Source organism: Streptomyces panacea (genome assembly GCF_040560175.1).
Lineage (GTDB): Bacteria > Actinomycetota > Actinomycetes > Streptomycetales > Streptomycetaceae > Streptomyces > Streptomyces panacea.
Genome location: NZ_JARJHW010000011.1, coordinates 31,763 through 57,562 on the forward strand (window position 1 = coordinate 31,763; position 25,800 = coordinate 57,562).

The 25,800-nt window shown below is 68.5% G+C and carries 27 protein-coding genes and 3 pseudogenes; 11 read left to right on the forward strand and 19 right to left on the reverse strand.

Annotated features, from left to right (window positions below; all coding sequences use genetic code 11):
* Positions 1-47: 47 nt before the first annotated feature.
* From P3L51_RS04935 to P3L51_RS04945, 3 genes and pseudogenes are all read right to left on the reverse strand, one after another.
* Positions 48-236: pseudogene (locus P3L51_RS04935) on the reverse strand (hypothetical protein); the annotation flags it as partial.
* 511 nt (positions 237-747) lie between these two features.
* Positions 748-1,140 (reverse strand): ester cyclase, encoded by a 393-nt coding sequence (locus P3L51_RS04940; protein WP_354603790.1) that lies wholly within the window; start codon positions 1,138-1,140, stop codon positions 748-750.
* Between the two features lie 59 nt (positions 1,141-1,199).
* Complete coding sequence (locus P3L51_RS04945; protein ID WP_354603791.1) at positions 1,200-1,946, reverse strand: SDR family NAD(P)-dependent oxidoreductase; 747 nt, start codon at positions 1,944-1,946, stop codon at positions 1,200-1,202.
* Between the two features lie 94 nt (positions 1,947-2,040).
* On the opposite strand from P3L51_RS04945, the gene P3L51_RS04950 reads away from it, so the two are divergent.
* The gene (locus P3L51_RS04950) at positions 2,041-2,673 is read left to right on the forward strand and encodes a TetR/AcrR family transcriptional regulator (protein WP_354603792.1); all 633 of its coding nucleotides are present in this window, start codon (positions 2,041-2,043) and stop codon (positions 2,671-2,673) included.
* 128 nt (positions 2,674-2,801) lie between these two features.
* Here P3L51_RS04950 and P3L51_RS04955 read toward each other — a convergent pair whose 3' ends face one another.
* The 5 genes from P3L51_RS04955 to P3L51_RS04980 form a co-directional block, all read right to left on the reverse strand.
* Positions 2,802-3,686, reverse strand: a complete 885-nt coding sequence (locus P3L51_RS04955; protein ID WP_354603793.1) for an RHS repeat-associated core domain-containing protein — start codon at positions 3,684-3,686, stop codon at positions 2,802-2,804.
* A 558-nt stretch (positions 3,687-4,244) separates the two neighbouring features.
* On the reverse strand, positions 4,245-4,601 hold the full coding sequence (locus tag P3L51_RS04965; protein WP_354603794.1) for a hypothetical protein: 357 nt from the start codon (positions 4,599-4,601) through the stop codon (positions 4,245-4,247).
* Between the two features lie 303 nt (positions 4,602-4,904).
* On the reverse strand, positions 4,905-5,933 hold the full coding sequence (locus P3L51_RS04970; protein WP_354603795.1) for a saccharopine dehydrogenase family protein: 1,029 nt from the start codon (positions 5,931-5,933) through the stop codon (positions 4,905-4,907).
* Positions 5,934-6,078: 145 nt separating this feature from the next.
* Positions 6,079-7,059 carry a helix-turn-helix transcriptional regulator gene (locus P3L51_RS04975; protein WP_354603796.1) on the reverse strand — a complete coding sequence of 327 codons (981 nt, stop codon included), beginning with the start codon at positions 7,057-7,059 and terminating at the stop codon, positions 6,079-6,081.
* Positions 7,060-7,151: 92 nt separating this feature from the next.
* The gene (locus tag P3L51_RS04980) at positions 7,152-7,988 is read right to left on the reverse strand and encodes a helix-turn-helix transcriptional regulator (protein WP_354603797.1); all 837 of its coding nucleotides are present in this window, start codon (positions 7,986-7,988) and stop codon (positions 7,152-7,154) included.
* Between the two features lie 75 nt (positions 7,989-8,063).
* On the opposite strand from P3L51_RS04980, the gene P3L51_RS04985 reads away from it, so the two are divergent.
* The 5 genes from P3L51_RS04985 (at position 8,064) to P3L51_RS05005 (ending at position 12,085) form a co-directional block, all read left to right on the forward strand.
* A complete protein-coding gene (locus P3L51_RS04985; protein WP_354603798.1) occupies positions 8,064-8,471 on the forward strand; it encodes an Rrf2 family transcriptional regulator in 408 nt (135 codons plus the stop codon).
* A 320-nt stretch (positions 8,472-8,791) separates the two neighbouring features.
* Positions 8,792-9,847, forward strand: coding sequence for an aldo/keto reductase (locus P3L51_RS04990; protein ID WP_354603799.1), 1,056 nt, complete (start codon positions 8,792-8,794; stop codon positions 9,845-9,847).
* A 184-nt stretch (positions 9,848-10,031) separates the two neighbouring features.
* Positions 10,032-10,334, forward strand: coding sequence for a hypothetical protein (locus P3L51_RS04995; protein WP_354603800.1), 303 nt, complete (start codon positions 10,032-10,034; stop codon positions 10,332-10,334).
* 13 nt (positions 10,335-10,347) lie between these two features.
* Positions 10,348-11,463 (forward strand): DNA alkylation repair protein, encoded by a 1,116-nt coding sequence (locus tag P3L51_RS05000; RefSeq protein WP_354603801.1) that lies wholly within the window; start codon positions 10,348-10,350, stop codon positions 11,461-11,463.
* 253 nt (positions 11,464-11,716) lie between these two features.
* A complete protein-coding gene (locus P3L51_RS05005; RefSeq protein ID WP_354603802.1) occupies positions 11,717-12,085 on the forward strand; it encodes a nucleoside triphosphate pyrophosphohydrolase family protein in 369 nt (122 codons plus the stop codon).
* Between the two features lie 381 nt (positions 12,086-12,466).
* Here P3L51_RS05005 and P3L51_RS05010 read toward each other — a convergent pair whose 3' ends face one another.
* The 4 genes from P3L51_RS05010 to P3L51_RS05025 form a co-directional block, all read right to left on the reverse strand.
* Positions 12,467-12,841: a nuclear transport factor 2 family protein gene (locus tag P3L51_RS05010; RefSeq protein ID WP_354603803.1), complete on the reverse strand. Its 375-nt coding sequence runs from the start codon at positions 12,839-12,841 to the stop codon at positions 12,467-12,469.
* A 339-nt stretch (positions 12,842-13,180) separates the two neighbouring features.
* Positions 13,181-13,645: a cupin domain-containing protein gene (locus P3L51_RS05015; protein WP_354603804.1), complete on the reverse strand. Its 465-nt coding sequence runs from the start codon at positions 13,643-13,645 to the stop codon at positions 13,181-13,183.
* A 251-nt stretch (positions 13,646-13,896) separates the two neighbouring features.
* Positions 13,897-14,277 (reverse strand): VOC family protein, encoded by a 381-nt coding sequence (locus tag P3L51_RS05020; protein WP_354603805.1) that lies wholly within the window; start codon positions 14,275-14,277, stop codon positions 13,897-13,899.
* A gap of 353 nt (positions 14,278-14,630) precedes the next feature.
* A complete protein-coding gene (locus tag P3L51_RS05025; RefSeq protein WP_354603806.1) occupies positions 14,631-15,242 on the reverse strand; it encodes a TetR/AcrR family transcriptional regulator in 612 nt (203 codons plus the stop codon).
* Between the two features lie 360 nt (positions 15,243-15,602).
* On the opposite strand from P3L51_RS05025, the gene P3L51_RS05030 reads away from it, so the two are divergent.
* Both P3L51_RS05030 and P3L51_RS05035 read left to right on the forward strand, forming a co-directional pair.
* Entirely contained in the window at positions 15,603-16,079 is a 477-nt protein-coding gene (locus P3L51_RS05030; protein ID WP_354603807.1) for a nuclear transport factor 2 family protein, read from the forward strand.
* A 485-nt stretch (positions 16,080-16,564) separates the two neighbouring features.
* A complete protein-coding gene (locus P3L51_RS05035; RefSeq protein WP_354603808.1) occupies positions 16,565-17,029 on the forward strand; it encodes a nuclear transport factor 2 family protein in 465 nt (154 codons plus the stop codon).
* A 606-nt stretch (positions 17,030-17,635) separates the two neighbouring features.
* On the opposite strand, the gene P3L51_RS05040 is transcribed toward P3L51_RS05035, so the two are convergent.
* Positions 17,636-17,812, reverse strand: a complete 177-nt coding sequence (locus P3L51_RS05040; RefSeq protein ID WP_354603809.1) for a hypothetical protein — start codon at positions 17,810-17,812, stop codon at positions 17,636-17,638.
* Between the two features lie 601 nt (positions 17,813-18,413).
* Here P3L51_RS05040 and P3L51_RS05045 point away from each other — a divergent pair.
* Positions 18,414-20,159, forward strand: coding sequence for a bifunctional metallophosphatase/5'-nucleotidase (locus tag P3L51_RS05045; RefSeq protein WP_354603810.1), 1,746 nt, complete (start codon positions 18,414-18,416; stop codon positions 20,157-20,159).
* Positions 20,160-20,469: 310 nt separating this feature from the next.
* Here P3L51_RS05045 and P3L51_RS35955 read toward each other — a convergent pair.
* Positions 20,470-20,758, reverse strand: a pseudogene (locus tag P3L51_RS35955) (DUF6415 family natural product biosynthesis protein); the annotation flags it as partial.
* A 232-nt stretch (positions 20,759-20,990) separates the two neighbouring features.
* Positions 20,991-21,551 carry a GNAT family N-acetyltransferase gene (locus P3L51_RS05050; protein WP_354603811.1) on the reverse strand — a complete coding sequence of 187 codons (561 nt, stop codon included), beginning with the start codon at positions 21,549-21,551 and terminating at the stop codon, positions 20,991-20,993.
* Between the two features lie 90 nt (positions 21,552-21,641).
* Here P3L51_RS05050 and P3L51_RS05055 point away from each other — a divergent pair.
* Positions 21,642-21,967, forward strand: a pseudogene (locus P3L51_RS05055) (ATP-binding protein); the annotation flags it as partial.
* On the opposite strand, the gene P3L51_RS05060 reads toward P3L51_RS05055, so the two are convergent.
* From P3L51_RS05060 to P3L51_RS05070, 3 genes are all read right to left on the reverse strand, one after another.
* Positions 21,954-22,781 (reverse strand): M55 family metallopeptidase, encoded by an 828-nt coding sequence (locus P3L51_RS05060; RefSeq protein WP_354603812.1) that lies wholly within the window; start codon positions 22,779-22,781, stop codon positions 21,954-21,956. The pseudogene P3L51_RS05055 and the gene P3L51_RS05060 sit on opposite strands and share 14 nt — an antisense overlap.
* An 82-nt stretch (positions 22,782-22,863) precedes the next feature.
* Positions 22,864-23,307, reverse strand: coding sequence for a DUF4259 domain-containing protein (locus P3L51_RS05065; RefSeq protein WP_354603813.1), 444 nt, complete (start codon positions 23,305-23,307; stop codon positions 22,864-22,866).
* A 29-nt stretch (positions 23,308-23,336) separates the two neighbouring features.
* Positions 23,337-24,242 carry an NADP-dependent oxidoreductase gene (locus P3L51_RS05070; RefSeq protein WP_354603814.1) on the reverse strand — a complete coding sequence of 302 codons (906 nt, stop codon included), beginning with the start codon at positions 24,240-24,242 and terminating at the stop codon, positions 23,337-23,339.
* Positions 24,243-24,611: 369 nt separating this feature from the next.
* Here P3L51_RS05070 and P3L51_RS05075 point away from each other — a divergent pair, with 369 nt between their 5' ends.
* Positions 24,612-24,977, forward strand: a complete 366-nt coding sequence (locus P3L51_RS05075; RefSeq protein WP_354603815.1) for a hypothetical protein — start codon at positions 24,612-24,614, stop codon at positions 24,975-24,977.
* A gap of 80 nt (positions 24,978-25,057) precedes the next feature.
* Here the strand turns inward: P3L51_RS05075 and P3L51_RS05080 are convergent, their stop codons facing one another.
* A complete protein-coding gene (locus P3L51_RS05080) occupies positions 25,058-25,462 on the reverse strand; it encodes an ATP-binding protein (RefSeq protein ID WP_354603816.1) in 405 nt (134 codons plus the stop codon).
* Between the last annotated feature and the right edge of the window lie 338 nt (positions 25,463-25,800).

The window sequence follows — 25,800 nt, forward strand, 5'->3', positions numbered from 1 at the left end:
ACCGGGCCTGCGCCACCGACACCTGGATGACGACGTCCAACTGACACTCCCCTGCGGACCAGCACATACAGACCGCCGTGTCCGCGACGGTGTTCGGGCGCCAACGCGAGGTCGGCCAGTGACCGGACAGGTCCGTCCGTGCACAGCCCGGCGTCGGTCGACTCGAACAGCGCGTCCGCGCGGGCGGGCAGGCAGTCGTCGCCGCTCGACACAGCCCACGGAACTGACGCATCCATGATCAGCCGCGCACAGCCCTTTCTGATCTCAGCTCGGTGATGTGCTCGCTGGGCGAGCTGCGAGTTCGTTCACGAGGACGGGCAAGGAAGGTTCAGCTTCCTCAAGCCAAGGAGCGGCCTGGACTGATCGGCTTGCTCGCGGCGTTGAGGGTTCCGGTGGGCGCCGTCGTGCAGATGATCGTGCTGCCACCCCGGCCACATCCCACATGGACCCGGCAATTGTTCTCGCCGAAGTCATCGTCTGGACGACCGCTGTGTTCGGCGCCGGCTGGGCTGTCCACCGTTTCTGGGTGGAAGAGCGAACGGGGCTGTCTGGACAGCGTGTTCAGTCCGGCTGATGAAAGGTGCAGTCCGGCGCGGCGGTCATGGCCGTGGCCCGGGCCACGGCCATGACCGCCGCGCAGGCGCATCTCGCGCAGTGGCCGGCGCCCCCGGGAACCTGCGGGCCCGACCGACTGTGCGCGGCGCGCGAACGGTTCTCAGAGATGCTGACGTATGGCCGACCTGGACGTCAGCCGACCAGCTGTCGCTGAACTGCCTGGGCGTCGATCAGATAGTTCATCTCGTAGAAGCGCCCGTCACGGACCTTGTGGAAGGCGTATTCGGCGTACTCGACTGTGGCACCGGTGGGGGTCAGACCGAACCACTCCTTCGCGGGCGTCCCCTTGTTGAACAGACGGGCCGCCACGCGATCACCCTCGACGGCGAGGTCCTGGACCCGCCAGGTGAAGTCCGGCACCGCGTCGCCGTGCCCCTCCAACTCGGCGATTACGTCGTCCCGCGTGATCGGGCGGCCGTTCATGACGAGCTCGTCGTGAATGAATTCGGTCATGCGCTGAAACTCGTGAGCGTTGAGTGCGTCGATGTAGCGCTGGAAAAACTCGCGCAGGTCGGTGTCGGACATGATGACCTTTCTGGTCCTCTGGATTTCGGGGTGTGTCATTCGGGTCGCGTACGCCGGGGTCAGATCTGGTTCTCGCCGCCGTCGACGTACAGGTTGGCTCCGAGGATGAAGCTGCTCTGCTCGGAGGCGAGGAAAATCACCGCGTCGGCGACCTCGGCGGCGCGCCCGATCCGGCCCAGGGGGACCTCCGCGGCGAACTGGGACTTGGTGAGGGGTGCGTCTCCCGCGACCACGGCGTCGAGTCCGGGGGTGTCGATGGTGCCCGGGGAGATCGCGTTCACCCGGACGCCACGGTCCTTGAGTTCGTTGGCCCAGGTCCGCGTGAAGGACCGGATCGCCGCCTTGGAGGCCGCGTACGCGCCGAACGCCGCGACACCGTCGTCGGCGCGCACGGAGGAGTTCAGGATCACCGACGCGCCGTCGTTGAGCAGCGGCAGGGCCTTCTGGACCGTGAACACCGTCCCCCGGACGTTGACGTCGAAGGTCTCGTCGAAGTGCTCCTCGGTGACCTCCTCCAGCGTCGCGAACGACGCGGCCGCGGCATTGGCGAACAGCACGTCCAGGCCCCGGCCCCGCGCGCGGACCGTCTCGTAGAGCCGGTCCAGGTCGGCCAGGTCGGCTATGTCGCCCACCACCGCCGTGGCCCCCGCCGGGCCGATGGTCTCGACGGCCGCGTCCAGCACGGCCTTACGCCGGCCGGTGATGAACACGTGCGCGCCCTCGGCCGCCAGTCGGACGGCGGTGGCCAGACCTATCCCGGTGCCGCCGCCGGTGACGACGGCGGTCTTACCTTCAAGCTGTCCCATACGAATGACCTCGACAAAGTTCGGTACCGATCGATACAGAAAGGGACCGTAGCACATCTGTATCGATCGGTACGGAAGAGGTATGATCGCTCGTATGGAGACGCGGCGGAAGACATCGATCGGCAGGCCGAGGGGGTTCGACGCCGAGGAGGCCCTCGAACAGGCCATGCGGGTCTTCTGGAAACAGGGCTACGAAGGCGCCAGCCTCGCCGACCTCACCGACGCCATGGGCATCACCCGCACCAGCATGTACGCGGCTTTCGGCAACAAGGAGGACTTGTTCCGCAAGTCCCTGGAGCGCTACACCGAAGGCCCCGCCTCGTACGGAGCCCGCGCCCTGCGGGAACCGACCGCCCGGCAGGTGGCCGCCGCGTTCCTGGCCGGCTCCGTCCTGGCCACCACCCGCCCCGGCTGCCCCGCCGGGTGCCTCGGCGTCCAGGGATCGCTCGCCGCCGGTGAGCCGGGAAGCCAGGCCCGCGACATGCTCGTCGCGTGGCGCGACGAGCACGTCTCGCTCCTCCGCGACCGCTTGCAGCAGGCCGTCGACGAAGACGACCTGCGTCCCGACGCCGATCCCGAACTCCTCGCCCGTCACCTCATGACCGTGGCGAACGGCATCGCCGTCCAGGCCGCCGGCGGCATCACTCGCGACGTCCTCCAGCAGGTGGCCGACATGACCTTGCGAAGCTGGCCACCCGCCACGGGCCCGGCTCAGCCGGACGCCTGAGCCGGCGCTGTCTGCCTTGTCCGGAGGGGCAGACGGTCTCGGCCGGGCCCTCGGCTCCTACTCGAATGTCGGCGAGTCGACAGGAGTCGGTGCGCGGCGGATCCAGATCGCCCCGCAGAATCTCGTCATCACCCGCTTGTACGGACCCAGCATGGTCGCTCGGGGCGCCCGGAAGCCGGCATAGCCGGCTGACACTCGATCGCATCTTGATCCAGGACGCCACGACGCACGTCAGAGAGCCGCCGTACGTCACGATGATCTGGTACTCGCAGGGGTTCCGCAGGATTTCTTCCATGGCCGCGTAGATGCGCTGCGCTCACACCGCCGTGGTCTCCGCACCCTGCACGCCCTCGTCGTGGTCCATCCGTTCCCCGACAGCTGGCGGTGGGATGAAGCGCCGGTCGAGCCACTTCTGCGGCCTTCCCTCCGCCTCGCCGTAGGATTTCTCCCGAGTCTGCAGTTGACCTTGTGTCCGGAGAGCGCTGGCCGAGCCAGTCCAGGCCCGCCTCGCCGAGGCCCCCGATGACGCAGGCGGCCAGCATCGGGGAGTTGCCCGTGGGGTCGGTGTAGGTCGTCGGGGAGCTGAGCGCGCGCTGGTAGAGGTTCGTGCCGCCCGCGTAGCCGGTCGGGTCCTGGGAGATGAAACGGCCCGACTCCGGGTCGTAGTAGCGGTTGCGGTAGTAGAGCAGGCCCGTGCCGTCGAACTCGCGGCCCGTGAACGTGTACGGGTTCGTCGAGGCCGCACCCGAACTGGTCGGCTTGCCGTAGGGGTCGTAGGTGAACAGGCCCGCGGATCCGCCCCCGGTGGGGGTGACGCCCGACAACTGGCCCCGCGCGTTCCAGTCGTACGTCCTCTTGCCGTCGGACTTGAGCTGTCCGTCGGCGTCGTACGTGAACGAGCGGCCGCCCAGGGACGTGACCCGGTTGTCCTTGCCGAACACCGCGCCCGTCTCGGCCGCCGGCAGAGCGAGGCCAGGCTGTCGGTGAAGCCCGTCTGGAGGCCCCGGGTGCACACGTGTACATCAAATCGCCGACATCCGTGGTGCCCCGCGCGTAGTCGATCGCTGAGACCACACCGGTCTTGTCGAGCGTCGTGGTGCGTGTGATGCCGCCCGGCAGCGTCGCCGTCTTCTCCCGGCCCACCGCGCCCAGACCGAACCGCACCTCCTGCCCACCCGCAGTGACGGAGGTCAGGATGCTGGAGGTGTCGTAGCCGTAGAGCGTGGTGGTCCCGGCCGCCGTCATCTCCTTGCGGCGGTCCACGGCGTCGTAGTCGTAGCCCACCCTGCCCGTCGGGCCGGTCACCGTCTTCAGCCGGTCGTAGGCGTCGTAGCCGAAGCTCTCCGTGCCGGCCTGGGTGTCCGTGATTGTCTTCGGGAGGTCCACCGCGTCGTACACGTACGTGGCCGTCGACTCGGCAACCCCGGCCGCGTTCACCCCGTACTTGGCGTTCTTCGCCCGCCCCAGCAGGTCGTACTCGACCGTCGTAACCAGACCCGCACGGCTCGTCGCCTTCGTCAGCCGACCCGCCGAGTCGTATCCGAACAGCGCCTGCGCACCCAGCGGAGCCGTCACCGACTCCGTACGGTCCGCGTCGTCATACCGGTGCCGTGGTGTCGACGACGAACTGGGTCCAGGGTGACCGGTTGAGGTTGAGGTGAGTGCCGTCGTAGGCGTTGGTTGCGATGGACGGCCTTGCCCGAGTACGGCAACCGGAACGCCAACAAGTAGCAGGTCACCAGGTCGCCTGCCAGCTTCACCGTAACGTCCCCGAAGTCGACCTCGGCCTCCGCACCGGGTGTGTGGGTCTGGGGGACGAAGGCGTCCACGACTCCCTTGCCGGCCTGCAGGGGGATCTCCTCACGGCGGACAGCGACGTATCCGCGGACCATCCGGTAGGAGATGTCGGCGGCATCGTGCTCGTCCAAACGCCGACACCGTGGCCCTTCTGTACGGTCTCGAAGCCGACGCCGTACTTCCGCATGAGCGCCCGCGGCGACATGCCCGTCCTGGCGTCGCGGCGGATCGCCGCGTACAGATCGATCTTGGGCTTCGGCAGCACCCGGGCCTCCTCGTCGTGCAGAGCACAACCAGGATTCCGAATCAAGCACCGGGGTGTTCTCGAAACTCAGCGACATCACTCTTCAGTGGAAGGGGGCGTTCCCGTCGTTGAGCTACAGGCGTTCTCGTAACTCGCCGACAAAGCGAACCCGTGCGGTCAGCCGTCCGTCCTAGAGGTCCTTGATCTGGGTGTCGGCGATGGCGAGGGCCAGTTCGGGGCCGTATGCGGAGGAGGGCGACTGGAAGCCCGGTGTGAACGAGCCGACCAGTACGCGGCGGGCGATCTCCACGGACGAGAGTTGAGTGAACCGGTAGCCGGTCGGTGTGTCGATCAGGGCGTGGGCCACGCTGCCGTCCCGGCCGGTGACCTCGGCGACGATCTTGCTGCGTCCCACCTCCCGCTCCTGGGAGGTCGGCCCATCGGGCAGCGTCGAGAGGTCCAGGTCGATGGGAAGCGGCCGGCCGATCTGCACGTACACCTCGATCGAGGGGATGCCCGTGGCGTAGTGACTGGTGATCAGGTCGCCCATGGACACGGACACGCACTCCTCCGGGCCGTCGTCACCGAAGTCGAACGAGGCGGTCCTGGGCTCCGGCAGCGCGACGATGTCCCCGTCGGTACGGACCAGTACGCCGAGGTCGCCGATGCCTTCGGTGGCGCTGATGATGGACCCGCGGGAGAAGAGATTGAGGCCTTCCGCCTCCTCGGCGGTGGCGCTGAGGAGCTTGAGCGCGAGGCGCAGGCTGACGGGTTCGGCGACGCGCGCCGCGGCGTGGGCGGCGACGCAGTCGCTGGGTACGACGTCCCAGCCGACACCGGACATGATCATCACGCCGGCGGCTGCGGCCTCGGTGTGCCGGGAGCGCGCGGTGGCGAAGACGTCGTATTCGGCGGTGGTGTCGAGATAGTGCACGCCGTTGTCGATGCAGGCGTCCATCAGCGGGCGTGCGGTGCGGTGGAAGGGGCCGGCGACGTTCAGGACCACCGTGATGTCGTCGAGTGCGGCGGTCAGGAGTGCGGGGTCGTCGACCGGGAAGGCGCGGCTGTCGACGCCGAGTTCCTCGCCGAGTGCCGTGACGCGCTCCTGGTTCCGGCCAGCCACGACGACGTCGAGGCCCGACTGCTTGGCGTGTTCCGCGACGAGCTTTCCGGTGTAGCCGGTGGCTCCGTAGACCAGTAGGCGGGGGGTGGCTGCCATGAGGTGCTCCTGTGTGAAGAATTGCTGAGGGGGAAGGCCCGGCCCGAGCGGCCAGGCGCTCGGCGGTTTGTGCCTCTCATTCAGGCTAGGAGCAGATCCGGACAGGTGTGGTCCTGGTTTTCCACCGACCTTTCCCGCGGCGACCTCACTTCTGTCCGTCGGGGTGCGATCGGGGTGATCTGTTGCCGCGGTAGAGGGCGTCGAGGCGGTCGAGGAGTGCTGCGCGGACGGACTTCGGTGACAGGATCTCCAGCGGTGTGCGCAGGCTCAGGAGATAGCCGGCGAGCTGGCCGGGGTCGGATCCGCCGATGGTGATGATCGTGGCGTTCGGGCCGTCGGCTTCGTGAGTGGCGACGATGGGGGCGACCAGTCGGCGGGCGTCGTCGTAGGGCAGCGGGAGCCGGACGCGGGCGAAGAGGGGGTATCCGGTGCGGGTGATGGTGTCGGAGACGAGCTGCGCGGCGTCCGGGGCATCGGAAAGGTCGACCACTTCTCCGGTGGACCGGGCGTCGACCACTCGGTCGACACGGAACGTTCGCCAGGCCCCGCGGTCGACGTCACGGGCCACGAAGTACCAGTGGACGCCGGTGTAGACCAGACGGTGCGGATCGACGTTTCGGACCGTGGTCCTGCCGTGCGTGTCGCGGTAGGTGAGCGTGGTGCGCTCGGATGCCCGGCAGACGGAGGCCAGCAGCAACAGCACGTCCGCGGATTCCCGGGGCGGCTCGCAGCGCGGGGTGTGTTCGACGGTGGCGTCCAGGCCCGCCAGGCGCTTCGCCATCCGGGTGGGCAGGATCTGCCGGAGCTTCAGCAGGGCCGACAGTGCTGCCGGGTCGGCGCCGGGGGCCGCACCGTGTGCGGCTTCCCTGAGTGCCAAGGCCACGGCGAAGACCTCGTCGTCGTCCAGGTTCAAGGGGGGCATGCGGTTGCCCGCGCCGAAGCGGTAGCCGCCGCCTGGTCCCGGGATCGACTCCACGCCGTATCCGACCTCACGCAGCCGGTCGATGTCCCTGCGCACGGTGCGCTCGGTGACGTCCAGCTGCCGCGCCAAATCCGCGTTGGACCAGGTGGGCCTGCTGGACAGCAGTGACACCAGCCGCAGCAGCCGGGCGGAGGTAGCGATCATGGGCCGAATCTATCCGGGTGCCTCGAGCGGTGCGGTCCTGCATGCGTCGCGGTCGGCGCGGAACCCTGGCACCGCATCGTGTCGGCGGCACATCATGCGGTGACCGTGCCCGGCCTGACCTGCGCGGTGAGGGACTGGATCGCTTCGGCGCTCGGACTGCCCGGCTGGGGAACCCCGACCAGGAGCTGTTGTCCGGGCGCGTCATGGACATCGAAGGTCTGATAGGTCAGCTCGATGCGACCGATCCCGGGAAGCACGAAGACCTTGAACGCGCGGGCCATGTTCTCCACCTCGTTCTCCTGCCACAGTCGCCGGAACTCCGGCGACGCCCGCAACTCGGAGACGAGGTCGATGATGCCGGGGTCGTCGGGGAACCGGCCCGCGTGCAGCCGCAGCGCGTGCACCGTGGCGCGCGCCACCACGGGCCACTCGGCGAAGACCTCGCGCGCACGGGAGTGCTGGAACAGCACACGGAGCATGTTCGAGGTGCCCTCGAAGGGCGCCAGGAGTGCGGTGGCGACGGTGTTCTTCGCCAGTACGTCGAAGGCGGGACTCAGCACGTAGGCGGCGGCCGCCGGGAAGGCGTCCAGCAGGTGGAGCAGTGAAGGGTGGACCAGGTCGCGGCCTGCGGCCGATGTGAGCGCGGGATGCAGACCGGCCAGCCGGAAGAGGTGTGTCCGCGCATCCGGCGTCAGTCGCATCGCCCGGCCGACCGCGTCGACGACCTGGGGTGAGGGGTGGCGCTCGCGCCCCTGTTCAAGCCGCGCGTAGTAGTCGACGCTCACGCCGGCCAGGACCGCTACCTCTTCCCGCCGCAGGCCCTGCACTCTGCGGCTGCCGCCACCGGCGGGCAGGCCCACGTCGGCCGGCTCGGTGCGGGCGCGGTTCGCACGCAGGAAGGCGCCGAGTTCGTTCTGTGACTGCTGCAATTTCCGACCTGTCGACTGGGGCAAGCGGCCAATTGTAGCGAGTGTCGGCGGCGTACGGCGGCCGCCTACCAGGGGTTGCGCCCCGACGGTCGGGGGTCCGACAACGCGGTCGTACCGTCACAGCGCATCGCGACCAGCGTCAATGCCAATCCAGTGGTCATCCGGCGCTGCCTCGGACAGCTGAAGGACGGCGGACTGGTGACGGTCACCCACGGCAGACACGGCGGATGGAGCCTCGCTCGCGCCGCAACGGACATCACTCTCCTGGACATCTACCAATCGCTCCCTGACGAACGGGTATTCGGAATGCCCGCCTCGACTCCCGACGCGGAGTGTGACGTCGGCGCCGGTATCCAGTCCGCGCTTTCGGACGTCTACCAGGAGGCGACCGACGCCCTGTGCCGGTCACTGCGAGACACGTCCCTCGCCGGCATGCCGCGCAAGACGATGGCCTCACACACCGCGACCGCTCGAGCCAACTGACCGGGTTGCGGAGTTCCTTTCGCAGGACCGCAGAGCGCACCGGGCGGCCGGCTCGACCGCGCAGACGGGGCTGACGGGGCTGACGGGGCTGACGGCCAGGAGGCGGGTCGCGGCCGGGAGGTGGGTAACGGCCGGGTTGTCGGCGACAGGCCCCGGACGTCCTGCCGTGCTTCTGCGTTCGGATTTTGTACGGCGCGCTCTCCGCGTACATCGGCGATCGTCCCTGGGTGTGGCACCCCCACCCTCACACAGCCTTCTTCGTATGCTCGCAAGCGGCGAATGTTGTCGGTGGAACAACCACCCGCTCGCAAAGGAACGCCATGTCCCTCACTTCGTACCGCACCCTCGGCCGTTCCGGTCTGCGTGTGAGCCCTCTGGCTTTCGGCGCGATGAACTTCGACGACGGCAGCTGGGGCTCTGCCCCCGAGACGTCGTTCGCACTGCTGGACCACTATCTGGAGGCCGGCGGCAACTTCGTCGACACCGCCAACATGTACAACAAGGGCGCCTCCGAGGAGACCCTGGGCCACTACTTCGACAAGCGCTCCGGAGCCCGTGACCGCATGGTGCTGGCAACGAAGTTCGGCGGCAGCACGGCCGCCGACGACCCCAACTCCGGCGGAGCCGGCCGCAAGGCGATCCGTGCCCAGCTGGACGGCTCCCTGCGCCGGCTCAACACCGACTACGTCGACCTGTACTGGATGCACCAGTGGGATCGGCACACACCCCTCGAAGAGACCCTGTCCACCCTCACCGACCTGGTGCGCGCCGGAAAGATCCATGCGATCGGCCTGTCCAACGTGCCGGCCTGGTGGGTCGCAGAGGCCGCCACCACCGCCCGGCTGCGCGACTGGGAGCCCATCGCCGCCCTCCAGGTCGAGTACAACCTCCTCGCCCGCAGCGTCGAGGGTGAGACCTTCGGCGCCGCCCGCCGCTTCGGCCTCGGCATCACTCCCTGGAGCCCCCTGGCCAGCGGCGTCCTGTCCGGCAAGTACTCGCGCACCACTACGGAGGTGGCCGGCTCCGGCCGTTCCGCCTACGCCGCCCCGCACCTGACGGAGTCCACGTTCGTCCTCCTCGACGCTCTGCGACGCATCGCCGACGAACTCGGCAGCACCGTGGCCGCGACCGCGCTGGCCTGGGTCCGCCAGCGCTCCGAGATCACGTCCACGCTCGTCGGCGCCCGCACCCGCGAGCAGCTCGTCACCAACCTCGCCTCCCTCGACGTCACCCTCTCCGACGGCCAGATCACCGAACTCGACGGCCTCACGACGCCCGCCCTCGACTACCCGCACAACATGATCGAGGCCATGATCGGATTTCAGCAGGGCGACACCACCATCAACGGCCTGACCGCCAAGGCCTTCGTCCGCTGACACGCGCAGAGCCGCCCCATTCCGGCCGCACAGCCCATGCCGAGAAGCGGGCACCCGCCGCAGCCGTCCTGCCGCTCGCCGGACCCGTACGGGCCGTTTCCCGTCGAGCGGAGCCGGACCCGTACGGGTCGGTTCACGTCGAGTGGACACCACTGGACACCACGCTACGAGATCGGAGCACACCATGGCCGAGACACTTGAGGTGACCACCCTCCGCCCGGCACCGGGCCGCACCGCCAAAGACTTCGTCGAGGCAAACGCCGATGTCAACGCCTACCTCCAACGGCAGCCCGGATTCCTGTGGCGACGTATCGTCGAGACCGACGACGGACGCATCATCGACATCGTCGCCTACGACAGCCTGCCTCACGCGCGCGCCGGCGCCGCCGGCATCACCGGTGAGATGGCGGGCTCTCCCGTTCACGCCACGATCGACCACAACAGCGTGGACTGGCAGCTCACCACCACACTGCAGTACCTCGCGTGAAGGACACAGGCCCATGCCGTTCGCCGACGAACTCATCGGCCGCCACACCGTCCGGAGCCTTACACGCGCCATCCGGGCCGCCGCACCGGAGGCCGACCTCACGGCACTGCGCGCGGCGCCCGGACAGATCGACTCGCTGTCCCTGCGGGAGCGCGCCGACCTGCTGCGCGATGCGCTGCTCGCGGATCTTCCGGGCGACTACGCCGCACTGGCGCGGACCGTCCGCATCGCCAGCGAGGGCACACCGCAGTTCACCGGCTGGCTGATCTGGCCGGTCACCGGTGCTCTCGCCACCCGGGCCGTTCAGGAGGGCGGGGCGGCGGCCTTCGACGACGCGATGGCGTTGCTCGCGGGTCTCACCGGGCGCCTGTCCTCGGAGTTCGCCATCAGGACGCTGCTGCGGCACGATCTCGATCGGGCCCTCGGCACCATCGTCGGCGATTGGACCGGGTCGGCCGATGTCGACGTGCGCAGGCTCGCCTCCGAAGGCACCCGCCCCTACCTTCCCTGGGCGGTACGGGTGTCGGACATCATGGCCCGTCCCGGAGCGACCGTGCCCATCCTGAACGCTCTCTACCGGGACGAGAGCGAGTACGTACGCCGCTCGGTCGCCAACCATCTCAACGACCTCAGCCGTGACCATCCCGAGGTCGTCCTCGGCGCAGCCCGCCGTTGGCTCGACAGCCCCGACGCCACCACCGAGCGGCTGGTGCGCCACGGGCTGCGCACCCTCGTCAAGCGCGGCCACCCCGGTGCTCTGGAACTGCTCGGATTCGCTCCTGCGGTCCTGGAAGTCGACGGACCTCATCTGGACCGGGACATCGTCCCGTTCGGCGGAAGTGTCCGTTTCACCGCTTCGATCCGCAACACCGGTGATGCCCAGGCGCGGCTCGCGATCGACTACATCGTGCACCACCGCAAGGCCAACGGGGGACAGACCGGCAAGACCTTCAAACTCACCACCCTCACCCTTGCGCCGGGCGACCGGATCCAAGTCGCCCGGGAGCATTCCTTCCGGCCGATCACGACACGCCGCTACCACCCCGGACAGCATGCGATCTCCCTCCAGATCAACGGGGTTGAATCATCCCGTGCCGATTTCGAGCTGTCAGCCGCGGACACACCATGACGTCCAGCGCGGGGAGCGTGCCGCTCCACCACACCGCCGACCGGGATGTGGGCCGCAGCGTACGCAGGAGGCGGCAGCGAAGACGTGGCGTCGAGTCGTCCGATGAGAACCACGCTCGTCGGACACGTCCACGACGGAGGTCATCTGTCCGCCAACAGATCCGATCACCGTGCGAGCAAACCAGGACCGATTCCGTCCGCATCTGCTTCTAGCGTCGTGGATGACACGGAGAACCATCCGAAAGGAAACCCAGATGAGCGAGACGCCGGCGCACGACGACACGGCCGGACTTGGCGAGGCCGACGACAGGGCCCTGAAGGTCCGAGCCCAGTACGAGCAGCTCGAACAGCGTCTACTGGGCAGGACATGGACTCTGCCGGAGCTCGCGGTCGGCTTCACCAACGATGCCGCCTACGTCGGGCGTCTGGTGCTCGCCGCCGAGCGGACGTGGGGCATCGACGGTGATGTGGACGCTGAACTGCGGCACAAGCTGGCCGAATGCCTGTGGTGGGTCTTCGTACTCGCCGACCGACTCGATGTCGACATGCCCGAGGCCTACGCGGCCACGATGGACCGCATCGACGCCGGTCTGGAGCGGACCTTGCGCGGCATGGGTGCATGAGAGCAGGCGTGTGCGGTCCTGATTGCACCGGTGGCCGCTCCGGGCCCAGTAGGTACGGCTCGGTCCGCGTTCACCGCAGCATCGGAGGGGGCAAGCCCCAGCTCCCAAACCAGCCGTGTGGATGCTCAGTTGCTCCGTCACTGTGCTGGAAGGGCGTGGCGGGGAAGAGGCGCCGGACTTCGGGGACGATAGTGGCGCGGACACACTGACCGGGAGGGGCCGCGAACGTCAGGTCGGCAGGCAAGAGCCCAGCCCGGGCTCCCGCCGGGGCTGACGGCCGTGCCGTGTGGCCGCCGGGACCGACGGCCACAACGACTTGCAAACGCGGTCGGTCGCGAGCGTCGGAGTCGGTGTCTTGCGCTTCCTCGCCCGGTGGCCGCCTCAGCCCTCCTGGCCGTCGGGGATGTAGTTCGCGTACGCCTCGATGCGGGTGATCAGTTCGGCATCGTCGAAGCCGAAGTAGACCGCGGCGTACACCCCACCGCGCTCACCGTCATTCGCGGTTACGCGCACCACGTGCTGCTGGAGAACTCCGCCCGGCTGGGACAGCTGGCGGATGATTTCGTAGCGAATCGATTCGTAGGAACCGATCTGTCTCTTCAGCCCCTCGAAGTACTCATCGAGCGTCTCATCGCCTTTGCCGTCGTTGTGCCAGACGGTGGCTGTCTCGGCGCACAGGGCACGCGCGGCCTCCCAGTCGGGCTTCTCCAGTGCGCGGAGGTAGGTGATGACCTTGTCCTTGAGATCCTGGCTCATGGTGTTTCTCTTTCGGATGGGAGCTGTGTGTTGCCGGTAGGGGCAGGGGGTCGGTTCCGGTCGGTGGTGCCACAAGGCAGGGCGCGCTCGCGGATCTGGACGCGCAGCGGCAGATGGCCGCCGGGCGGTGAGCGGGTGCGCAGAAACAGCCGGGGCGAGGTGGCGTTGCGGAGGCCGGTGGCCGGTGCGCCGGTGGCCGGTGCGCCGGTGCGCCGGTGGCCGGAAGGCAGCGGCCGGTGCGCCGGGCTTCAACCGGGGTGATACGAGCCGGCGGCCCGTCTCGGGGTCCTGGGTGGCCGTTGATCTCATCGGTGGCGATCACCAGGCGCTCTCCGGGATCTATGCGGGGGGCGGGTTGTCGTGGTTCACGATGCCGTAGTCCGACGCGAGGTCGGTGTGGTCGGCGTCGGCACGCGCGTCGGCGGGTCCAACCGTGTGGAAGAGTCCCTCGATGGCTCCGGGGTTGTTGATGACGAGGACCTCTGCGGTCGGCGTGATGGTCTGGAATGTGTGGGGGACGAGTCGGGATACGTAGACGTAGGCACCGGGCTCGGTGTCGTGCACCTCGCACTCGTCGAGCGAGGTCGATCCGACCCAGAACCGGACGCGCCCGGACAGGACTACCCAGCTCTCGTCCTCCCGGCTGTGGGTGTGCAGCGGGGGCGCATCCTCGCGGCTCACGGTGAGACGCATGACACTGGCTGCTCCGCTTGTCTCGGCGTTTGTCGCCACCTGCTCGATGACGTTGTTGTAGTAGCGAAAGTCCTGGCCGTCGCCTGGGTTTCGCACGAGGGCGATGCTCATGGTGCGGTCTCCTCCTGACGCGCGGCCCCAAAGGGGGTCCGGCTCGTCGAAGTCGAAGTCGATGTGGGTGATAGTGCGGCTATGGACGCATGTGTGCGAGCGGGGATGGCCGGCGGCACCGGGCGCCGATCCCGCGCGTTGCCCGATTGACCCGCGCCGGCAGATCTCCGAGTGGCCTGTCGCGGAAAGGGGTGCTCCCGCCAAGGGAGTTGTTCGTCGGCGGCACCGCTGTGGTGCTTGGAGGACCGTTCTCAGAGGGTGATGCAGAACGGGTGACCGGCAGGGTCCATCAGGACCCGCCGCCGGTTGGGGAGCGGTTGCACGTCGGCTTCGACGGCTCCCAGAGCGATGAGTCGGGCTTGGGCCGAGTCCAGGTCGTCCACGCCCAGTTCGAGATGGGCTTGCTTCTGTACCGAGGAGTCCGGCCAGGTGGGGGGCTGGTAGTCGTCCACACGGTAGAAGCCCAGTCCGGGTGCACCCTCGCGGCCCAGGAGTACGAAGCCGTCGGTGGAAAGAGTGATGGGCAGGTTGAGGGCCTCACTGTAGAAGTGCGCCAGCTCGGCGGGATCGGGACAGTCGAAGGTGACGGCCAGGTAGCGAATCGCGGGACGGGGCGGGACGTGAGAAGCCATCAGGAACTCCAAGTGACGAGGCCGGGTTGGACCGCACTGACCGGGGAAGGTCAACGAGTCCTCCCTGGGAGGAGCGGCGGCAGCGTGGCTGCGGGGAGGCAACCCCCAGGGCGATGATGACGAGCGCGTCGAACGCGCCAAGGACGGGGTTTCACCGATGCGGACAACAGTTGCCCGTGTTGCGCTGCCGGTTCAGCGCGCTGTCCCAGGCTGTTGCCGCGCAGTGGGGTGAGGTGCCGGGTTCAGGGCCGGAATGGTCGGCGGCGCCCTGTCAGGAGGGGGCGGCGCACCGGTGGATACGGCGGTTGATGTTGTTGAAGCTGTCCGGTGTCATGACCAGCTGCGTTGCCGAATCAGTTCTTCGACGACTCTGGTGGCTGGCGAATCCACTCGGGCAGAAGAGCGTACAGACGGACAGCGATCTCCTCCGGATCACAGTCGGTGTTCCCCCCGACCGCGGCTGAGAAGACTCCGTGCACGCCGGAGGCCGTGTAGACGTCCTCGACCGAGTTGTCCGGGCCGGACTCCTGCTCGTCAACACCGAGGTCGCGCCGAAGAGCGCGGAGTCGGTCCAGGAGAAGGTCGCCGATACCCATCAGCCCGCTCGACGATCGCCAGGTCGAAGCCAGCAGGAAGAGGCTCTTGCGCTGCCGAAGAGAGTCAAGCATGGCGTTCAGCGTCGCCACTGCTACGGCAGCCGGGTCCGCACCCATCTGCCGGTCGCTGATATTCAGGTCGTGAAGGGCGCGGAAATCGTCCGCGATCACGTACACCGCGGCCGCTTCGACCGAGTCGAAGTGGTTGTAGAAGGTGGCACGGTGAATGCCCGCGGCTTCCGCCAGTGCGGAGACCGAAGGACACGACTGCGTCCGTTGCATGAGGTCGGCCAGGGTGTCCGCGATCGCCCGTCGCGAGCGGGCGAAGCGCGGGTCCGCTTCAGCTGCCGGGGACTGTTCATTCACCATGGAACGCACCCTATTCCGAGGGCGATCAGCGGGCTTCGTCCGCCTGGGCTCGGCGTCATCCCGTGTGCTCCGACCATCGGCAGGGACGGCGTCGCTCCCTCCCCGTCACCGGTGGCGTCTCTCTCCACGGCCTTCGAGTAACGAGCGGCCAACAGCTCGGCATGAGGGCGATCCGATCCCCTGCCGGCGCCGGCGACGGTCGCCACTCGGGTAATGAGATCCACTTCGGACATGACACTCCTTCGACGATTCCACTCTCGACGGTACCACTGTTCGACACCCGTCGATTAGATATTCGACAACTGTCGATTAGGAGTCTACGGTGGGTGCAACGACGGACCCACGAGTTAAGGACGCACCATGTCGGACATCGACAGCAGCACCTCTCCCACGGCGATCGAGGACAAGTTCGCCGTGGTGGAGACCCTCTACCGCTACGCCGCAGGCCTGGATCTGCGGGACAAGGCCCTGCTGGCCTCCGCTTTCGCGGATGACGCGGTGGCCGATTTCGGCCCGGCCACGAAGAAGGCCGGCCAGGAGTACCCGCCGATCGAGGGCCGGGAGACGATCGCCGCGGCCCTGTCGGGCTCGCTCGGCCACCTGGACACCACGCACTCGCTGAGCAATCCGCGGGTGACGCTCGACGGCGACAAGGCGCACCTCGAAGGGATCATGGCGTGCCAGCACCTGCCCCGCGAGGACCACTCCCGGCACGTTCTGATGACCAACCGATACGACGTCGAACTGATCAGGAGCGGCGAAGTCTGGGTCATCCAGCGCGTCACCGTCGACAACGCCTGGACCGAAGGCGACCCCACCGTCCTCGCCGGTATCTAAGAACATCGGCTGGGCGGGTGCTCTCCGCATCGCACCCAGTGGCTTGCGGGCCGGGACCTGCACACTCCGGCCGACACTGCGCAGCGGCAGGTTCGGCCGGGTGAATTCCGCGCCGGAAACGCACGGCCTTGGCAGCTCTCGGCCGGCAGTCGGCAATGGCCGGGATTGCCGAGGGGGCCGTGCTCGCCTGCTGTGCGGCCTCGTTCGCATACCGGCGATGCGTTCCGAGCCTCGCTGAACGGCGCAGATGGAACGGGCCTACGTCTCCGGGCGGGGCCGCCGCATCATCGGCGTCGTACACCCCGAAGGCCCGAGATGCGGATCTGAGCGCGAGGGTGGCGCTCGGTGTGGGCATGCGCTCAGCCCTCGCTCGCCATCCGCGTGCGTGACGTGCCGAACAATATGTAACTGAACTTGTTACATATGAGGGTTTTCGCAATCCGCCCTTCCAGCCTCCGACTCCTCCCCATCACGATCGGAATCTCATGAGCGACACCTCCATTCCCGACCACTCGGACCGCAGCGAGATCCTCGGCCTGCTCACGACCTATGTCTTTGGCTTGGACCGCCGCGACTTTGCCCGCGTTGCTTCCGTCTTCACCAATGATGCCGACGTGCAGATCGTCTTCGACGCCTACCTGCCGGAGGGAGAGAAGTTCAGCGGTGTCACGACCGGAGGCAGCGCTGTCGCGGACGGGGCCCGGCAAATGTTCCGCAGCCTCGACGCGACGCAGCACCTGCTGGGTGTTCAGGCCGTCGAGATAACGGACACGGGAGCACACGCGTCCACCCAGATCGTCGCCCATCACCACCGGGGCAGCGAGTACTACCACACCGGCGGCACCTACGAGGACGACCTCGTGCGCACCCCCGACGGCTGGCGCATCTCGCGTCGCACGCTGCGCATCTACTGGACGACCGGCAGCCCCGACGTGTTCCTCGCACCGTGAACCGCGGAGCGGACAACCCCAGCTTCCGACGACCGGTGAGCCCGGCAACACCCTCACGCACCGGTCTGGCCCCAGAATGTTCCAGCCGCCCCGTGGGAGTCGCTGCCGCAGAGATGTTCCTGGACCTGCGTCTTCAGTACAGGTACCGAACTCCTCACCGGCTACGGCATCGGACGGATGTGGCAGCGCACCGCCGACCACCGGCCACGTGACCGGGCGGGCCGCCACGAGCAGCCCGCCCGGAAAGAAGGTGGGGACATGGCGCACAACCCTTCGCGCCTGACTCCTCACCGGCACCACAGCGGGCCTGGGACGGGCGCTCGCCGAAACGCTGCTCCACGAAGGCCACCGCGTCGCGGCGACAGCACGCGACACCTCGGGCCTTGCCCCGCCGTTCGGCGAGATCGGTAAGCATCTCCATGACTACGGGCCAGGGGTAAGCGCGCTCCATTGAGGTAGCGGGGAGAACGCGCCGGGGTCACGCCGGCGTCTGGCCGCGCACCGGCGCACCGATACCTCCAGTCCCTCGAACAGCTTTCCCAAGACCTCGGCGAAGCGTCGGACGGGCGGGGCTGGTGAGGAGCGGCAGTGACCCCCGAAGTGGCTTCATGACAGCGGGTCGTTCACGGCGTGCCGGGTTGCGTCGGCGAACATGGAGTAGGCCGTCGTCACCTCCAGCTTCTTCTCTCGCCGCAGGCGGTTCATTGAGGAGTCGGGGTCCGTGACAGCGTCAGGGGCCAAGCGCAGGGCACGCACGGCATCGGCCTCCTGTTTCAGCGACATGCACGCGGAATCGGCGAGTTCCGCGACCGCGACGGGACCGCGACGGGACCGAAGGACCGAACGCGGAACGTGCCCATGAGCGCAGCGTTGAGCGCCTGGGAAACCGGGGCGGCCCCTGCCAGGACGTAGTAGGTGTGGAGGTCGTTGACGGTGAGGTTGTAGACCGTCGTTGACTTGGTGTGGTGGGGACGGCTGTCATCTGCGTTCAGGTGCCGGTGCTGGTCTGGAGCCGTTGGCCGGTGGTGAGTTCGTCGGCTTCGATCCAGCGGCCGAGGACGGGGCCCAGAAGGGATGGCCGTCGGTGGCGGTCCCGCCACCTGAACGAAAGCGCGATCCGGGGTGCTTCCCGCCAGGCGGGAGACCGTCACCATTCTTCAACGGAGCGCCCGCCGGGCGGGCCGTCCCGGCAGCCCGAGACGGTAAGTCCCCAGCAGTGGGCGGAGGTGATGCGCGCCCTCCTACGAGAGCCGACCCGGCCGTGCGAATGCTGCGCCACAACCTCCATACGGGCGAGCCGCACGATCGTTTCTGTGGTGATGTTCCGCGCGGCACCGGTGTGGCAGGTCACCCGTGCCTCTCCCCTACCCGTACAACCACCCTCATGATCAACCGCTTCGTGCGGCGCGGAGTACCCGCGCTCGCCCTCGTCCCCCTGCTCCTGGCCGGGCCCGCAGCCGCCCAATCCGACCCCGCGGAGGTGAACTCCGCCCCGGGCGCCCGCACCCCCGTCCAACTGCTCGCCCTCAACGACCTGCACGGCAATCTCCTCCCCGTGGACGGCGCGGCGGGCCGGATCACCCACCGCGGGCCGACAATTCAGGCCGGCGGCCTCGCTCAAATGGCCACGCTCCTCGACGAAGCCCGCGCAGACCTGCCCAACACCCTCACCGTCGGCGCCGGCGACATGATCGGCGGCAGCCCGCTGCTTTCGGCCCTCTTCCACGACGAGCCGACGGTCGACGCCCTCGAAGAGCTCGGCCTCGGCGTCTCCTCGGTCGGCAACCACGAGTTCGACGAAGGCCCGGCCGAACTCCGGCGCATGGTCAACGGCGGCTGCCATCCGGACGACGGCTGCGCCCCCGAGGCCCCGTACAAGGGCGCGGACTTCGCCTTTCTCGCCGCCAACGTGACCGAACGCGGCAGTAGAACCCCGCTGTTGAAGCCCTACACCGTCAAGACCCTGCCCAGCGGGCAGCGGATCGGCTTCATCGGCCTGGTCACCAAGGACGCCCCCACCGCCATCAACGCCGCCATGATCCGAGACGTCGAGTTCCACGACGAGCTCCCGGTCATCGAGCGGTACTCGCGGGAGCTGACCCGACAGGGCGTGCGCGCCCAGGTCGTCCTCATCCACGAGGGCGAGGCGGTCCCCGGCCAGTCCGGCGCGAGTTGCGACGACGGGGGCCCCGGCGCGAAGCTCGGCGGCCGGATCAAAGAGATCGCCGAGCGGGCGGTGCCGGCGGTCGACCTGATCGTCAGCGGTCACTCCCACGCCTCCTACGAGTGCACGGTGAACGACCCCAACGGCCATCGGCGCCTGATCACCCAGGCCGACTCCTTCGGCCGCTCCTTCACCGACCTGCGCTTCGACCTCAACCGGGCCGGGGACATGGTGCGCAGCACCGTACGGGCGCAACACCGCCCCGTGCCCGTCGACACCGCTCAGCAGCCCGCCATGGCAAAGCTGATCGAGACCTGGCGGACCCGCTCCGAGAGCGTGGCGAACCGGGTCGTCGGCTACATCACGGCCGACATGCAGGGCCGCGGCTCGCCCCTGTCCGAAACACCGCTGGGCAGCTTCATCACCGACGCGCAGGTCGCCGCCGGCAAGGTCCACGGGGCCGACCTGGCGCTCATGAACCCCGGCAGCATGCGCGCCGACCTCGTGTTCCATGACAGCGGCGCCGTCACGTACGCGGACGCCTACCGAGTCCAGCCGTTCGAGAGCCCGCTATGGGTCCTGCCGGTGACCGGCGCACAGCTCATCACCGCGCTGCAGCAGCAGTTCACCGGCGTGAACGCGGACAGCCCGCGCTTCCTCCAGCTCTCCAAGGAACTCAGCTACTCCGTCGACATGGGCCGGACCGGCGCCGACCGCCTCCTCGCGGACACCGTACGGATCAACGGGCAGCCCGTGGCCCCGGACACCACCTACAAGGTGGTCCTGAACGAGTTCCTCGCGAACGGCGGCAACGGCTTCACCGTCTTCGCCGAGATCACCAGCCGGGAAGGAGGCGAGGGCACAGACCTGGAGGCCCTGGTCGACCACCTCAAGGCCACCACCTCTACGAGCACCCCGGCCGCGCCCCCCGCGCCGGGCCGTATCACCTTCGTCGCCGCCCGCTGAATCCCGGGAACCGTGCCGGGGGAACTGCTCGGCGTGACGGCGGGGGTCGCAGCGTCGTTCGACGTCGCGACCCCCGAGCCGGGCCCCACGGCTGACCCCGGGAACCGTGGTGCGGGAAGGGCTACTGCACCAGCGCGGCGATGGCCTGGTCGGCTACCTGCACCACCATCGCGGCCCGGGAGGCGGTCCGTCCGGAGACGGACATCCGGGTGGCGTTCGCTGCCTTCGACGCGGCGGGTCACCGTTTCGCTGCCTAACAGCCGCTTCACGGGCCCGGCTGCCTCTTCACCGAGCAGGTCCATCCGACTGATCATCCGGAAAGGCAGCATGGGGGCCAACTGCGGGCGCGGTTCCGGGCGCAGCGGGCGGTGCCTCCAGCGGTGTGGAGAGGCGGCCGGCGGCTTCGCGGAGGACGACTTCGGCGAGGGCGCCGCGGCCGTCGCTCCTGGGTAGTGCGGCGGCGTGGCGCCGGACGTCTGCGGCTGCCGCGCGGGAGTGGCCGGTCAACTGGAGGGCGATCTGCCGTAGTCGCGGGGTTCGAGGTGGGCGTCCTTCCACGCAAGTACGGCGGTGACGAGCGCTTCGTACGGGGTGCGATCCGATGCCGGGTCAGGCCGCCGACGATGCCGTTGTCGAGTAGGCGCCGCACACCGGGGTCGTTCGCCGGTGGGTAATGGCCGCCGTACTCGACGTACGAGACCCGCCGGTACACGGCTTCGTCCGAATGGCCCGGGCCGGCACGAAGTCGGAGAGGCTGATCCGCCCTCCTGACCGCTTCTGCTCCCGCCGCCTCCGTACGTGCGCACTCCGTCCCCGCCGTCTACGCGCTCGTCACTTGCGTCCTCGAGTCCATTCGTGCCGCAGCAGTCCGAAGATCAGCTCGTCGATGCGTCGCCCGTCGCGGTGGATGCTCTCGCGCATGACGCCCTCGTGCACGAAGCCTGCGCCTTTGAGTAGCCGCGCGGACCGCGTGTTGTCGGCGAAGACCTCCGCCGTGATCCGCTCGAGGTCGAGCACATCGAAGGCGTGGTCGACCGCTTTCACCACCGCCGAGTGCCCGTAGCCGTGCCCCCATAGGTCCTTCTCACCGATGACGATGCCCAGCCGACACCGTCGGTGGTCCCGTTCGATGAGCGCCAGGTGGAGGAAACCGATGGGTTCCGCACGGCCGGCGAGCCCGATCGCGAGGTGAACGGTGTCTTCGCCGGGCTGCATCCACCGCTCCAGCGTCGCGGCCACCTGTTCGCGGTTGTACGTGTGTGTCTCGTCGTCGCTGAGCTGCTGGATCTCGGTGTCGTTCTTCCAGCGCAGCAAGGGTTCGAGGCTCGCCGGTGTGTGGGGCCGCAGCTCGACGATCTCGTCGCCTGCTGGGGGCGTCGGTCTGTCGTTCATCAGGTCTTTCGCTCCTTGACGAGTTCGTGGGCGCATCGCTTCGCGATCTCGGCGCCCGTGCGGTGGCGGTGGGCGGGATCGGGCAGGACTCGCGTCAATCTCCTCTGCATCGATGAACTCGGCTACATGGAACTGGACCGTCGCGACGCCGAACTTCCCTTCCAGGTCCTGACCGAACGCGCGGAGAAGAACAGCGTCGCCATCGCCTCCAACAGGTCTTTCGGCGGCTGGACCATGACCTTCACCGACCCCGGCTCCGCGCGCCCATCGTCGACCGCCTCACCTTCAACGGCACGGTCATCGAGATCGGAACCGACTCCTACCGCCTCGCCGGCACCCGAGCGCGAGCTGAGGAGCCGTCCAAGGCCGGACGAGCCGTACACGATCCAACCCCATGGCGGGTTAGCCGGGCTTGACGCTCGCGAGCTGGACGAGCAGCAGGACCAGCCGGTAGGCAACGGCGAAGTCCACGGCGGTGAAGGTGACCGTCCGGCCGCCCTCACCGCGTGAGACACCTGGCACGAGTACTGCCAGGTCAACCATGTAGGGGCCGTAAAGGTCGACCTCGACCTCAAGCGGGCCGGTAAGGGCAAGTGGTGAGACCTCCGCACGCCGCGTCACGGCTTCGGCGGCCGCCCGGTGCAGACGTTCTCGGGCTTCCTCAGGGTGCAGTGCCACGGCGGCGGCCTGGCCGAGGGCTTGTTTGACCGCGACGGTGACAGCCGAGGGCACCAGATCACTCAGTTCGGCACAGGCGGAGTCATCGCCACTGAGTAGTACGACCGGCACACCCAAGTGCCCGGCCATGGCAGCGTTGAGACCGATCTCGCCCAAGGAACAGCCGGCTACGCGAACGTCCAGGATGGCGTCGCTCATGGTGTGTGCCAGCACGGCTGGGCCACCGCCGGCACGGGCGTGGTAACCGACGAACAACACCGCGTCAGTGTGCTCGTCAAGCCCACCAAGCATGCCCAGGAGACGTGGCCTTCCGCGAACCAGCCGGGCCCGTCGGTCGAGTTCCTCTGGCAGCAAGTTACGGAAAGTCCCGTGGGCGTCGGCAACCCACACCTCAGCCGTGGGCTCGGCATCCAGGACTCCCGCGATCACGGCGTTCGCCTCGGCCGTCATCAACGCACGGCCTCGCTCGTAGTCGTAGAGATCCGGATTCGTCTCGGCAGGATGCACGATCCCCGAGATGCCCTCCATGTCAACAGAGATCAGCACCTTCATACGCAGGGAGCCTATGCACTCTGCGCGTCGACCGACAGTGCACAGCAAGACTCCCGGCCGGCCGGACAGTCCCGCGCTGATGCTATTCCTCGCGATCATTTGCGGGTCGCAAGACCACCGACTGCCGGCCACAACCAGGGGTCTGGCTCTGATCCTGTGTTGCGTGGCTGTGGGTCACGGGGTCGATGTCGAAGAGGGTTTCCTCTTGTGGCGGGATCGGAGGGTCAAGGACATCGCGAAGGCGGGCGATGCCCTGGCGCCACTTCGAGCCGTTCGCGGCTTCGGCCCACAGCTCGGCGAGGTCGGACAGCTCGGAGACGACTTGGTCCAAGGCGTCGACGGCGAGCGTTCGAAGGTCTGCGGGTAGTTCCGCCAGCGGCTTTGACGGGCCGTAGTTCGAACACGTCGGCTCGCCGTCAGGGCACTGTGCGACAACCAGGGCGGCCGCGGCCACTGCTCGCTCGCCGTCGGAGGCATCGAGGTGGTCAGCAGGGTCGGCGGCGCGTTCGAGCACGCCGCGGATCATGGATTCGCGTTCTCCCACATACCCCCGCTTCAGATGGAGACGACGATCTTTCCGCGTGTGCGTCCGCGCTCGGCGTGCGCGTGGGCGTCGGCGATTTCCTCCAGGGGGTAGGTCCGTTCGATACGGGGTGTGTAGCGGCCCTGCCGGCCCAGTTCCGCGGCTGCGGACAGGAGGGTGGAGTCGTTCTCCGCGTTGACCACATGTGTGCCCAGGCGCTGCCCGCCGGCGTGGTCGGCGACCGTCGCGATGCGCGTCGGGTCGCCTGTGATCGCGACGAGGTCGTCCAGCGAGCCCGAGGCCGCGGTGTCGAGCGCGATGTCGACGCCGTGCGGAGCGAGAGCGGTGAGGCGCTGTGCGAGACCGGGGCCGTAGGTGGTGGGAACGGCGCCGAGAGAGGTGAGGAACTCGTGGTTGCGTTCGCTTGCAGTCCCGATCACGGTGGCGCCTCGCGCCACAGCGATCTCGACAGCCGCGCTGCCCACGCCCCCGGCGGCGCCCTCGACGAGAAGGGTGCGCCCCGCGAGGGAGCCGAGCGCGTTCAGGCCGCGCATCGCGGTCACGGACGCGAGACCGGCGCCCGCGGCCTGCTCATCGTTCCACGTGGCGGGGGCGTGGGCCCAGGCTGAGAGGATGACCAGCTCTGCGGTTGCGCCGGTGACACCGCCCAGCCCGAAGACGCGGTCGCCGATGCTCACCCCCTGCGCTCCGTCACCGATTTCGTCCACCACGCCGGCGGCGTCGCGGCCTGGAATGGCCGGCAGCTCCAGGGGGAGCAACTGGTGCAGGGCGCCGGTGCGCAGCTTCCAGTCGATGGGATTGACGCCGGCCGCCGCCACGCGGACTCGGATCTCACCAGGTCCGGGGTGGGGATCGGGGGCCTGCTCGATCACCAGGCTCTCGGCTCCGCCGTATTCGTGGTACCGGGCTGCACGCATAATGTCCTGCCTTACCTTTATGGCTTGGAATGTCGCGTTGATCAATGCTCGTTCACCCTAGAACCTGACATTGATGTGAGGCGCAAATGGGCAAGCCGGACGACGACCACTTCGGCCACCTTCGGCCGCCTCGCGTCGTTTTCCGCCGCTTGAGGCGCGTGCTGCGCCCTTTGTCGCTCGGCGACACGGTCCGGCCTCAGGTCCGGCCCGCGGAGCGGGCCGGATGTCCCCGTCGTCGGCATGTCCCAACGGGCGCCGGCTCGGCAGGTGAGTACCCGACCGGGGGCAGGGTGAGCATCCGCGCTCATGCCACAGCAGCGCCCCGCGGCCGAGGATCATGAGCACCCCCTCTTACGGAAGGCGCCGCGGGTGAACCCCAAGACGTACGCCACTCTCTACGGCCCGTGGCGGCCGACCCCCGCCTCTCACCGCGGGCAGACGGCCCTCGCCGTGCTGGCCGGTGTGTTGTGGGCTCTCACCCTCGTGTCCCTCGCCTGGCTCGCGTTCCTCGTCAGCATGACCACGGTCTGGGGCATAGCGGCCGGAATGCCCATGGGAGGGCTCCTTCTTCGATACGTGCTGATCGTCGCCGGATCCGCTGCCGCGCTCACCGCGCTGGCCTTCGCACCCGGCGTCCGCCGGCTCACAACGGAAAGCCGACTACTCCTCGCGGGCGCCCTCGCCTTCCCCGTGCCCACCTTCCTCGCGATCACCACCTGGATCCAGACCGGTTGAAGACATCGTGCTGGGCGGGGACATGACGCTGTGCTGATGCGCCGGACAGCGGTCGGAGGGGTCGGAGTTCGGTGGAGGGCTCAGGAGAGCCTCAGAAGCGCTTCGATCCGTTTGCCCGAGCTCGTCACCGTGACGGCGACAGTCTCGGCCAGGCGGCAGACGAGCAGCCAGCCGTATCCGCCGACGGCGTGTTCACCGGGATGGCGCGTGACGGTGACCGGCGGCTGATCGCTGGCATCGGCCACCATGATCCGCAGCCCGCCATGGGCCGGTTCGGCGACGAAGCCCGTGATGCCGCCGCCGTGTCTCAGCGCGTTGGCGACCAGTTCGGAGGTGACGAGCAGCACGTCGGCGAGCACGATGTCGTCGAGGGTGGTCTCGTCGATCTCGCAGAACCCGCTGCGCAGCAGCGCCACTACACGTGCCCGCGCCTCTGCCGCGTTTGCGGGCAGGGCCGGGAGCGGCCGGGCCTCCTCGGAACCCACGCTCGGGACTCCGCCCTTGGCTTCGTGTCCTGCCTGTTCCGCGTTCACCGTCTGACCCGTCTGCCCCGACGGCCGGTCTTCACGCGGCGGTTGTCGGGTGCGTGTACCGCCCGTCATGTCACAGCTCTACGAGGTCACCGCGGGGTCGAGGGTCGGGGCCATGGTGAATAAGTCCGAGGTCCGGTGACTTCAAAGAGGCGTAGCGCGGTTTGGCCGAGTGGTCCGGCGGCCACCGTTCGGTGCCGCGCCGCGCGCTGCTCGCGCTGAGCGCCGTGCAGCACGTGCAGCACGTGCAGCACGTGCAGCACGTGCAGAGTTGGCGAACATCAGCCCGGACA